The 10,816-nt window shown below is 43.0% G+C and carries 10 protein-coding genes, 2 rRNA genes and 1 riboswitch; all 12 genes read left to right on the top strand.

The features are described from left to right. Positions 1 to 127, top strand: a 23S ribosomal RNA gene (locus PV403_RS17835); the annotation flags it as partial. A gap of 205 nt (positions 128 to 332) precedes the next feature. Then, positions 333 to 449 (top strand): 5S ribosomal RNA (gene rrf / locus PV403_RS17830). Between the two features lie 271 nt (positions 450 to 720). Beyond that, positions 721 to 1,719, top strand: a complete 999-nt coding sequence (locus tag PV403_RS17825) for a ketoacyl-ACP synthase III (protein WP_332085494.1) — start codon at positions 721 to 723, stop codon at positions 1,717 to 1,719. 168 nt (positions 1,720 to 1,887) lie between these two features. Next, a complete protein-coding gene (locus tag PV403_RS17820; RefSeq protein ID WP_332085486.1) occupies positions 1,888 to 4,029 on the top strand; it encodes a DNA topoisomerase III in 2,142 nt (713 codons plus the stop codon). 93 nt (positions 4,030 to 4,122) lie between these two features. Continuing rightward, positions 4,123 to 4,260 (top strand): hypothetical protein, encoded by a 138-nt coding sequence (locus tag PV403_RS17815; RefSeq protein WP_213535379.1) that lies wholly within the window; start codon positions 4,123 to 4,125, stop codon positions 4,258 to 4,260. Positions 4,261 to 4,537: 277 nt separating this feature from the next. Further along, positions 4,538 to 4,786 carry a DUF1294 domain-containing protein gene (locus PV403_RS17810; protein WP_442951772.1) on the top strand — a complete coding sequence of 83 codons (249 nt, stop codon included), beginning with the start codon at positions 4,538 to 4,540 and terminating at the stop codon, positions 4,784 to 4,786. A 72-nt stretch (positions 4,787 to 4,858) separates the two neighbouring features. Further along, entirely contained in the window at positions 4,859 to 5,293 is a 435-nt protein-coding gene (locus tag PV403_RS17805) for a universal stress protein (protein WP_332085484.1), read from the top strand. Positions 5,294 to 5,539: 246 nt separating this feature from the next. Continuing rightward, a riboswitch (purine riboswitch) is annotated at positions 5,540 to 5,641 on the top strand. A gap of 166 nt (positions 5,642 to 5,807) precedes the next feature. Continuing rightward, positions 5,808 to 6,293 (top strand): 5-(carboxyamino)imidazole ribonucleotide mutase, encoded by a 486-nt coding sequence (gene purE / locus PV403_RS17800; RefSeq protein ID WP_332085483.1) that lies wholly within the window; start codon positions 5,808 to 5,810, stop codon positions 6,291 to 6,293. Continuing rightward, on the top strand, positions 6,290 to 7,504 hold the full coding sequence (gene purK / locus PV403_RS17795; RefSeq protein WP_332085482.1) for a 5-(carboxyamino)imidazole ribonucleotide synthase: 1,215 nt from the start codon (positions 6,290 to 6,292) through the stop codon (positions 7,502 to 7,504). Before purE ends, purK begins: the two co-directional genes overlap by 4 nt. After that, positions 7,501 to 8,796: an adenylosuccinate lyase gene (gene purB, locus PV403_RS17790; protein WP_191802739.1), complete on the top strand. Its 1,296-nt coding sequence runs from the start codon at positions 7,501 to 7,503 to the stop codon at positions 8,794 to 8,796. The genes purK and purB overlap by 4 nt, the downstream gene beginning before the upstream one ends. Before the next feature lie 148 nt (positions 8,797 to 8,944). Further along, on the top strand, positions 8,945 to 9,814 hold the full coding sequence (locus tag PV403_RS17785) for a phosphoribosylaminoimidazolesuccinocarboxamide synthase (RefSeq protein ID WP_332085481.1): 870 nt from the start codon (positions 8,945 to 8,947) through the stop codon (positions 9,812 to 9,814). A gap of 753 nt (positions 9,815 to 10,567) precedes the next feature. Next, positions 10,568 to 10,813: a phosphoribosylformylglycinamidine synthase subunit PurS gene (gene purS / locus PV403_RS17780; protein WP_191802743.1), complete on the top strand. Its 246-nt coding sequence runs from the start codon at positions 10,568 to 10,570 to the stop codon at positions 10,811 to 10,813. Positions 10,814 to 10,816 lie beyond the last annotated feature (3 nt).

Below are 10,816 nucleotides of genomic sequence, written 5' to 3'. Positions count from 1 at the left end.
AGCCCACCTCAAGATGAGATTTCCCAATTAGTAAGACCCCTTGAAGACGACGAGGTAGATAGGCTGGGGGTGGAAGTGCAGCAATGCATGGAGCTGACCAGTACTAATCGGTCGAGGGCTTATCCTACAAGCTTTCTGAAGGAAAGCTACTTCGAAAGCATATGCAATATAAATCGCAAAGATTGTTTCGTATCTAGTTTTCAGGGAGCAAAACCTTGAGGAAAACTAAACGCTTGTTTCTTGATTCACACTTTGATGTTGAACCCAAGTAAACGCGAAGAGCGAATGAATTTTCCGAAGATTTTCGAGAAGCGTAAGCTGAGAAAATCCTGTTTGGTGGCGATAGCGGAGGGGTTCCACACGTACCCATCCCGAACACGACCGTTAAGCCCTCCAGCGCCGATGGTACTTGGACCGCAGGGTCCTGGGAGAGTAGGACGTCGCCAAGCAATAGTTAAAAGACACTGCCATTTAGGTAGTGTCTTTTTTTGTTTTTTCTTTTATTTACATTCTAATATTGAATCGGTTTTATTTTACTTGTATTTCCTTTTCACCCTATTTATACTTGATAAGACTGACTTAGATGGGGAAGATTCATCTATATCCTCTTGGGTATTTTACGTTGGAGGATAATGATGTTTTCTTCTAATAATAAAAATTAGTACCAGGTACTAGTATCTAGTGTTATAATACATATATAAAATATGGGAAGGTGATCGTATCGTATATTCTAAAGCGCAAATTACTGCAATAGGTACCTATGTTCCGGAGAAGGTGCTGACCAATACAGATCTAGAGAAGATGGTAGATACTAATGATGAGTGGATTGTTCAGCGTACAGGAATGCGGGAGAGACGTATTGCTGGGGAGCATGAATACGTATCTGACCTGAGCTGCAAAGCAATTGAAGATATGATGAAGCGATATCATATTGATATTAGTGATGTAGATATGATTCTTGTAGCGACGAGTACAGCAGAATATACCTTCCCTAGTGCTGCAGCAAGGATACAGCATTATTTTAATATAGCTCAGACGGGAACGATGGATATAAGTGCTGCTTGCGCAGGCTTTGTATACGGATTACAACTGGCAGACGGCCTGATCACTAGCGGGATGTATCATAAAATCCTTGTTGTGGGCGCTGAAACTTTGTCTAAGATTACAGATTATACGGATCGATCCACCTGCATATTATTTGGAGATGGAGCAGGTGCGGTTCTTGTTGAGAGAAGTGAAGATAAACCTGGCTTCTTGGGATCTATTTCTGGAACTCAGGGTAGTGGAGGAATACACTTATATAAAACGGCTTTAGGAGAACAAATGGAGGGGCAAGAACTTCAGAAAGATGGCAATCTCGTGCAAAATGGCCGTGAAGTTTATAAATGGGCAGTACGTAATGTACCTGAAAAAACAAAAGAGCTGATACGTAAATCGGGACTAACTCCATCTGATATTCAGTGGTTTGTCCCTCATAGTGCGAATCTTCGTATGATTGAATCTATTTGTGAGAAAGGACCAGTACCTATAGAACGAACTTTAACTAGCGTAGAATATCGAGGCAATACCTCGGCGGCTTCTATTCCTCTTGCAATCCAGCTTGCTCTAGACGAGGGACGAGTGAAATATAATGATATGATGCTTTTGTTTGGTTTTGGAGGAGGACTAACATACGCGGGAAGCATTATACGTTGGGGAGTTCCTGACATAGAGAAATAGAGAAGCTGTTCAAAAAGATCTCATTGGCTGCAATGGGCCAGGAGGTCTTTTTTTGTTTTTAATATAAAAATGAAGTGAAAAAGTACAGGGAATCGGTAGATACTCTTAGCATTTTCTCTGCGCTTTACGTGAATGTTATAATAGAAGTATTGCAGAAAGGGGAGAGTTATGAAAGTACTCGTATTAGCAGAAAAACCCTCGGTAGCACGTGAGATTGCACGCGTCATGGGAAGCCGTGAAAAACATAAAAGTTATTTTGAAGGACCACAGTATGTGGTGACTTGGGCCCTTGGCCATCTGGTTGGTCTTGCAGAGCCTGAGGATTATGATCGCAAGTATGCAACATGGAATATAGAAGATTTGCCGATTCTACCGAAACAAACCAAGCTTAAGGTGCTTCGGGAGACGAATCATCAGTATAAAGCGGTAGCGCAGCTCATGAAAAGATCGGACATTAAAGAACTGATTATTGCTACAGATGCAGCAAGAGAAGGAGAGCTGCTTGCTCGCTGGATCATTCAGATGGCACATTGTAAGAAACCTTTTAAACGTCTATGGATCTCTTCACAAACGGACAAAGCAATAAAACAAGGTTTTGCTAACCTAAAGCCTGGACATCAGTTTGATCGTTTGTATGAATCCGCTCGCTGCCGCGCAGAAGCAGACTGGATGGTAGGTCTTAATGTAACAAGAGCTCTTACAGTGAAGTATGGGGCTCAGCTATCTGCAGGGCGGGTTCAAACGCCGACCCTTGGTATGATTATGGACCGTGAAAAAGAAATTATGAATTTCCGCTCCGAAGAGTACGACACTATTGCGGCAGACTTCGGAAATTTTCAGGCGATGTGGCGCGCAGCTCAAGGGGACTCACGTATTTTTGACAAAACACGGACAGAAGAGCTAAAAAGAAAACTAGATGGCGCCTCTGCGAAAGTCGTTCAGGTGAAGAAAAGCGAAAAGGTGGAACCTCATCCCCTTGCTTATGATCTTACAGAACTGCAGCGAGATGCGAATAAAAGATACGGATTCTCGGCAAAGCAAACCTCTAACCTGCTTCAACGTTTGTATGAACAGCATAAACTGGTTACTTATCCTCGGACGGACAGTAGATACTTAACGAGTGATATGACAGGTACACTTAAAGAACGACTGGAAAGTGTAGCGGTTGGACCTTACAGTGCGCTAGCACGCCCATTATTACGTAAGTCACTTCCTATTACAAAACGTATTGTGGACGATAGTAAAGTGAGCGATCACCATGCAATTATTCCAACAGAGCAAACGGTCATTTTAAATGCACTCTCTACGGATGAGCGAAAGCTATATGATCTCATTGTAAGAAGATTTATAAGTTTGTTCTATGGGCCTGCACGGTATGATGCAGTACAAGTAAAGTTAGAAGTGGAAAAAGAAATACTCACGGTAAAAGGGACTACGGTAAAAGATCACGGCTGGCGTGAAGTTTACGGGGCAGAGGGATATGAGGATGACACAGACATAGAAGAAGAATCCCATGAAGGGAAATCAGGCAGCCAGCAGCTTCCAGAACTTCGTGAAGGTGAAACTTTCAAAATCCAGCGCTGCGTTGTGAAACCAGGCAGAACACTTCCGCCAAAACGTTATAATGAAGCTGCTTTACTCGGTCAAATGGAGAAGCATGGTCTTGGTACTCCCGCTACTCGTGCAGATATTATTGAGAAGTTGGTTAGTTCCGATACGATTGAACGTCAAGGGAATTCACTGCATCCTACAGGAAAAGGTAAACAGCTGATCGAACTAGCGGCTCCTCAGCTTCGTACACCGGAATTAACTGCGAAATGGGAAGCAGAACTTGAGCGAATCGCAAAAGGACAAGGCCAGCCGGAACCATTTTTAAATGGAATTCGTACCATGGCTGGTGAGCTTGTCCGCAGCGTGAAAAATAGTACAGTGGAATACAAGCCGCATAACGTTTCCAACAGCCATTGCCCAGACTGCGGAACGCGGTTATTAGAGAAAAAATCGAAACGTGGAAAATTCCTCGTGTGCCCTACAAATGACTGTGGTTATAAACGATCTGCAGAAAAAAGGCTTTCGAATCGCCGCTGTCCTCAGTGTCACAAAAAAATGGAGCTTAAAGAAGGAAAAGCAGGACTGTATGTACAGTGTCTACCATGTGGAATCACCGAGACACTTGATAAAGATAAAAAGCATGTGAATAAGCGCGAACAGCAGAAATTGGTGAAGCAATTTGAGAAAAAAGAGTCCATCGGTTCTAACCTCGGTGAGCTTCTTAAAGCTGCGATGGAGCAGAAAAAAGAGGGGAAATAGGACAGCTATTTCTTTTCTTTGGCAACATGTAAATTTTCCTTCGCATAATGGAACTAGAGGATGGCACCCTATACTTTAGGGGGTGATCCACGAATGCCACATCATAAGCCGCTAAAAACGAAAAACCAGCAAAATAAGTCAAGTATACTTGAAGAAAGCAAGACGCTTCGTCCGGCTAAGGCAGCAGAATATCCGCCGAGTTTGAACGAAATTCCAAAACAGGAGTCGTAAGCGGCAAATCTTGTTAGCTTTCTTTTTATAAATGCTTATATGAAGCTAGAAGTAAACAGCAGCGCTTTTAACCTAAGGCGCTGCTTTTCTTATCATGGATTTATGCATAAAAATAACAAGGTTTCGTTACAATAAGATGAGAAGTGATAACCACTTTGACCCCTCTTTGCAGTGAGTACATTCATTGCCTATATGTTCCAACTAGCGGTATAATAGAAGAGAACAAGGTAACTTAGTGATGTTCATTGAAAGAGGTGATCGGGTGAGAGAGGGAATTATGGTATGGTTTGTTTTTATTAATTTGGTAGCCTACCTGGTGATGTCTGAAGATAAGAGAAGGGCCCAGAAAAGAAGAGACAGGGTGCCGGAAAAGACACTGTTCCTGCTTGCCGCGATTGGTGGGTCACTCGGCATTCTCATTGCAATGTACCGCAAACGCCATAAAACGAAACATGCCAGTTTTACCATTGGCATTCCCATTCTTTTGTTTATAAATGCTGTACTGTATGGATACTTTCTTAGCTAATATCTAATATGCATAATGATTAATTTTCAAGAAAATTGGTTAAAAACTACATACAGAAAGGTGGAGGTCCTCATGTCATTTTCAAAAATTTTATTAGCTTATGATGGCTCACCGGTAGCAAATAAAGCACTTGAGAAGGCTGTAGAGTTAGCGGGAATGTCAGAGAATTCCGTTCTTGATGTCGTACATGTGTATGATTTTCCAAGAGTATTTATTGGTGAGGGGCTTGCTCCGATCCCGCCTTCCGTCAACAATGAAGTGTATCAACTTGCTGAACAGACGGTAGAAGAAGCGAAGCAAAGACTGGCAGCTGCAGGATCCAATGCTCGGGTGGAACTCATTCAAGGCTCCCCAGTAGATGTGATTATTGAATATATTAAACAAAATGATATTGATTTGATTGTCATCGGCAGTCGTGGGCTCAGCGGAATTCGTGAGTTTATGCTCGGAAGTGTCAGCCACCGCGTTGCACAGGAGGTAAGTATTCCGGTTCTTATCGTAAAATAAGCAAACGTCTACAAAATATTTCGAAAAAGTCAGTTCTATACAAATAAATGCATAAAACCAGCATCTATCATTCCATGTGGTAGTTACTGGTTTTTTTATTTTATTAAGGCACAATAATTCCGAACAATATAATTACTGATCTATAGAATGTTCGTCTTTAAGTTGACATCTGGTGTAGTGGATTGGTAAACTATGAAAGGTAAAGTACGTAAACGTAAACGTATACGTAAATGAAAATTTGAATTTATCAAAACCATATAAATGACTCGTATAACGCCGGGGATATGGCCCGGAAGTATCTACCTGGAGACCGAAAATTTCCGGACTACGAGGGTATCTGTACTTTTACAGCATAGGAAACTGCAGCTAATGACTGATGTTTTTCCATGCTTATAAAGGGGAAATACAGGTGTCTTCTATAAACTGTCCGGAATCCGTGAATTAATATTCTTCTCAAGGATTTCGGTTTTTATTTTTAATAGAGTTTGGATCAAGGGACAAGGGAGAGGATTGGATGTCAGTGCAAGTCGGTGTTATTATGGGAAGCAAATCAGATTGGGAAACCATGTCGCATGCATGTGAAGTACTCGAGGAACTTGGCCTTTCTTATGAGAAAAAGGTAGTCTCTGCTCATCGTACGCCAGATCTTATGTTTGAATATGCAGAGTCCGCCTATGAACGTGGGATCAAGGTCATTATTGCTGGAGCTGGGGGCGCTGCGCACTTACCTGGGATGGTAGCATCCAAAACGTTCGTGCCTGTCATTGGTGTTCCCGTACAGACAAAAGCGCTAAATGGGCTGGATTCTCTGCTATCCATCGTGCAAATGCCGGGCGGCATTCCTGTTGCTACCGTAGCGATAGGAAAAGCGGGTGCAATAAACGCTGGACTACTGGCAGCACAGATGATCGGCTCCTTTGACCCTGAGATTGCAAAACGTGTAACAGAAAGAAGAGATCGGATTCGCACTGAAGTCCTAGAAAGCAGTGACACTTTATGAGTCAAAACACGACTAGCAGGATAGCGCCTGAACTGAACGTGATTGATTCAGAGAGTAAAGTGCTGAAACCAGGTTCAGTTATAGGGGTACTGGGCGGTGGACAGCTTGGACGTATGATGACCCTATCAGGAGCTGCGATGGGATACCGGTTCATTACTTTAGATCCGACCGATGCATCTCCCTGTGGTCAGATTGCCGAGCAGATTGTTGCTGATTACAGTGACCAAGATGCGGCTCGTGAGCTTGCAAGACGATGTGATGTCATCACATACGAATTCGAAAATGTAGATGCAGAGGTTGCGGCTCTTTTAGAAAAAGAATCTTATGTGCCTCAAGGAAGTAAGCTGCTGTACACCACACAGCATAGACTTAGAGAGAAACAAGCCATAGAAGCTTCGGGTGTTCCTGTTGCTCCCTACCGAGAAGTGAAGAGTGCGGCAGACATGGAAGAGGCAGTGGAAGCGCTTGGTGTACCTTGTGTACTTAAGACAGTCACTGGCGGCTATGATGGAAAAGGACAGCGAGTGATTCGTGAGAAAGAGGCAGCACTTCGCGCATATGAGGAACTTGGTAGTTCTAAAGTGGAACTCGTTCTTGAGCAGTTTGTTCCTTTTACTTGTGAAATCTCTGTCGTTGCAGCGCGTAATCCGCAAGGGGAAATCAAAACCTTTCCACCGGCAGAAAACATACATGTAAACAATATTCTTCATACCTCTATAGTACCTGCGAGAGTATCTTCTGAACTTCAGCTCGAAGCGCAGCATCTTGCTTCACAGCTTGCTGAATCCTTACAGGTTGTAGGACTGCTGGCTGTAGAGTTGTTTGTCACAGAGGATGGGAAACTTTACGTTAATGAACTGGCTCCTCGTCCTCATAACTCAGGTCACTATACGATGGAAGCTTGTACGACAACTCAGTTCGAGCAGCATGTAAGAGCGATCTGTGGTTTACCTCTCGCAGATACAACGTTGCTAAGTCCTGTTGTTATGGTCAATGTACTTGGCGAACATATGGAAGAAGTAGTAGATCGTTTTTCTGGATCCGACCTGGAAGCAGAAGAACTGGGTATAGCGGCTAAACTTCATCTGTATGGAAAAGCGGAAGCGAAAACAGGACGTAAAATGGGACATATTAATCTCTTATGCCACGATGTGCAGCATGCAATGATGTGGATTGAGAAAACGAATATTTGGAGGAATCAAAATTCATGATTGAACGTTATAGCAGACCCGAAATGAGGGCCATCTGGACGGAAGAAAATAAATTTCAAGCTTGGTTAGAAGTTGAACTTTGTGCTTGCGAAGCATGGGTAGAACTTGGCGTTATTCCTAAAGAAGATGCTGAATTACTTCGGAAAAATGCCAGCTTTGATATTGATCGGATCTATGAAATTGAGAAAGAAACGCGTCATGATGTTATTGCTTTTACTCGTACGGTATCGGAGAGTTTAGGCGAAGAGCGTAAATGGGTACATTACGGACTAACTTCTACTGACGTAGTGGATACAGCGAATGGTTATCTGCTTCGTCAAGCCAATGAAATTTTGGAAAAGGATATCTTGAATTTCATTGAAATCTTGAAAGATAAAGCGATCGAATACAAACATACCCCAATGATGGGACGTACGCATGGTGTACACGCAGAGCCGACTACATTTGGTCTGAAAATGGCACTCTGGTACGAGGAAATGAAACGGAATTTGGAGCGTTTCCGCCGTGCAGCTGACAATGTACAATTTGGTAAAATTTCGGGCGCTGTTGGAACTTATGCCAATATCGATCCTTTTGTTGAAGAGTTTGTATGTAAGAAACTTGGAACAAAAGCAGCTCCGATCTCTACACAAACATTGCAGCGTGACCGTCATGCGGAATACATGGCTACTCTCGCTCTGATCGCAACTTCACTCGACAAATTTGCAACAGAAGTGCGTGCGCTTCAGAAGAGTGAGTTCCGTGAAGTGGAAGAAGCTTTTGCTAAAGGTCAAAAAGGTTCATCTGCGATGCCGCATAAACGTAACCCAATCGGCAGCGAAAATATTTCAGGTCTGTCCCGCGTTATTCGCGGACATATGCTGACTGCTTACGAGAATGTAACGCTCTGGCATGAGCGCGATATCTCTCACTCTTCTGCTGAGCGTGTCATCTTACCAGATGCTACGATGCTGCTGAATTATATGTTGAACCGTTTTGGTAACATCATTAAGAACCTGACGGTATTCCCGGAAAATATGAAACGCAACATGGCAAGAACATATGGTGTTCCTTTCTCCGGCCGTATCATGACGAAGCTGATTGACAAAGGCTTCAGCCGTGAGCAAGCATATGATACGGTTCAGCCGCGAGCAATGGAAGCATGGGAAACCCAGCGTCAGTTCCGTGAAATTGTAGAATCTACACCAGAGATTACCGAAGTACTGAGTGCAGAAGAAATCGAAGATGCATTCAACCCAGCATGGCATCTGAAGCATGTGGATACGATTTTTGCGAAGCTTGGTCTGAACTAGAAACAAGATAGCATGTAATAGCCTTACCATGATATGAATTGATATTTGTTCTTTAGTAACATGATTCCTGATCTGCCTTTGACGCTTCGTAAGGAAATGCGAAGGCAGATCCATTTTCTAAATATGAAGTTGTGGAGTGATTCAGGCTATGACACTATCAACCGCGGTAGAAATCGTAAACGCACCGCTGTTATACAAAGGAAAAGTTCGTGAATTATATGATCTTGGCGAACATTATCTGATTGTTGTAACGGACCGTATTTCCGCTTTTGACTATGTACTTGAGCCGGCTGTCCCTGAGAAAGGGAACGTCCTTAACCGCCTAAGTGCATTCTGGTTCGAGCAGACAAAAGGTTGGATGGAGAACCACGTTGTTCATACGGATGTTGAATTGCTTGGTGATGTGGTCAAGAACAAAGAGCAGTTGAAAGATCGCATCATGGTGACCCGCAAAGCGGAACGTATTGATATCGAGTGTGTCGTTCGCGGCTATATTACAGGCGGCGGCTGGAGACAATACGAAGCTTCAGGAACAGTGAACGGGATTCAGCTTCCGCAAGGCCTGCGTAAGAATTCCAAGCTGGAACAGCCGATTTTTACGCCTGCTGCCAAAAATGATGTCGGTCATGATGAAGATATCTCAATGGCTCAGATGGAAGAGATGGTTGGAAAAGAGCTGGCTCAGGAACTGGAAGCGAAAAGCCTTGAACTTTATGCCTATGCAAGAGATTATTGCGAGAAGCGCGGCATTATTTTAGCAGATTGTAAGTTTGAATTCGGTATGGTAGATGGGAAGGTCATTCTCATTGATGAGATTTTCACACCGGATGCTTCAAGATTCTGGGCGAAAGAAAATTATGCACTAGATGTAGAGATTGACAGTATGGACAAAGAACCTGTAAGAACCTACCTTTCTTCTACCGATTGGGATAAAAATAGTCAGCCTGATCCTCTTCCGCAGCACGTGGTGGAAGCTATATCAGCTCGCTATACAGATATTATGAACCGATTGATATAGGGGGGCCTCATATTCAAATCCCTCTCTCCAGTTGGCTTCGGGGGCCTCATATTCAAATCCCTCTCTCCAGTTGGCTTCGCCAAAAGTCGTTCGGGATTTGAATATTTCGGCCTAGCAGGGAAGAGAACAGATTAAGGGCAAGAGCAAAAGCAGAAGCAAAAGCTAAAGATTAAGGACAAGAGCAGGGGCTAAGGACGAGAATAGAGGCCAAGGGCAAAGGTCAGGGCCAAGAGCAAGGGCTAAGGGCAATAGCAATGGGCAATAGCAATGGTTCAACAATAAAGAGCAGAATCAAGGGCATTAGTTAAAGATCTAGATTAAAGAGTGAAGAGCAAGAAAAGCAAGTGAATCCATGAGCATAGCCAAAGAGCAACAATAAAAAGCAAACCAAGAGTGAGTTCAGACGAAGAGTCGTCTAGAAGCAATTATAAAGATAGTAGAGTTAAAGAGAAGTTACAAAGCAAAGTCCTAAGTGTAGATAGAAGGATCTGACTCGGCAAACAACGGCGAAACGCGACCTTATACTTCATCCCATAAATCATTAAGATAAGAAGTATTTAATCCCCTATCTATTCGATGTAATGAATGAGAGATAGGGCACGCCCTGAAATAATGATAGATTCATAAAAAGATAGAAGCTTAACGATGCTAGATTTAATAACATTCAACAATTTAATATCATCACAGTAATTCGCAAGCCTGTAACGACTAATACCAAAATCTTTTACCATTCCTTAGGAGGAACTTCCGATTATGATAAAAGCTACTGTATACGTGACGATCAAACAAAGCGTGCTAGACCCGCAAGGTGTTGCTGTGCAAGGTGCACTTCATTCCATGGGTTTTGCAGAAGTGGACAGTGTACGAATTGGGAAATACCTTGAACTCACTTTAGATACAAGTGATAAAAAGGAAGCAGAAGAACGCGTAAAAGTGATGTGTGAGAAGCTGCTCGCAAACACGGTTGTAGAAGACTATCGCTTTGAGTTGGAGGGTTAATCC

This window comes from Paenibacillus sp. GYB006, assembly GCF_036577645.1.
Lineage (GTDB): Bacteria > Bacillota > Bacilli > Paenibacillales > Paenibacillaceae > Paenibacillus.
This window is presented reverse-complemented; position numbering and strand designations above follow the sequence as displayed.

What these genes read in the sequence shown, in the direction of transcription:
- PV403_RS17820 (WP_332085486.1), top strand. Translation starts at nt 1,888, where the DNA reads ATGAAAGTACTCGTATTAGCAGAAAAACCCTCGGTAGCACGTGAGATT.
- PV403_RS17815 (WP_213535379.1), top strand. Translation starts at nt 4,123, where the DNA reads ATGCCACATCATAAGCCGCTAAAAACGAAAAACCAGCAAAATAAGTCA.
- PV403_RS17810 (WP_442951772.1), top strand. Translation starts at nt 4,538, where the DNA reads ATGGTATGGTTTGTTTTTATTAATTTGGTAGCCTACCTGGTGATGTCT.
- PV403_RS17805 (WP_332085484.1), top strand. Translation starts at nt 4,859, where the DNA reads ATGTCATTTTCAAAAATTTTATTAGCTTATGATGGCTCACCGGTAGCA.
- purE (WP_332085483.1), top strand. Translation starts at nt 5,808, where the DNA reads ATGTCAGTGCAAGTCGGTGTTATTATGGGAAGCAAATCAGATTGGGAA.
- purK (WP_332085482.1), top strand. Translation starts at nt 6,290, where the DNA reads ATGAGTCAAAACACGACTAGCAGGATAGCGCCTGAACTGAACGTGATT.
- purB (WP_191802739.1), top strand. Translation starts at nt 7,501, where the DNA reads ATGATTGAACGTTATAGCAGACCCGAAATGAGGGCCATCTGGACGGAA.
- PV403_RS17785 (WP_332085481.1), top strand. Translation starts at nt 8,945, where the DNA reads ATGACACTATCAACCGCGGTAGAAATCGTAAACGCACCGCTGTTATAC.
- purS (WP_191802743.1), top strand. Translation starts at nt 10,568, where the DNA reads ATGATAAAAGCTACTGTATACGTGACGATCAAACAAAGCGTGCTAGAC.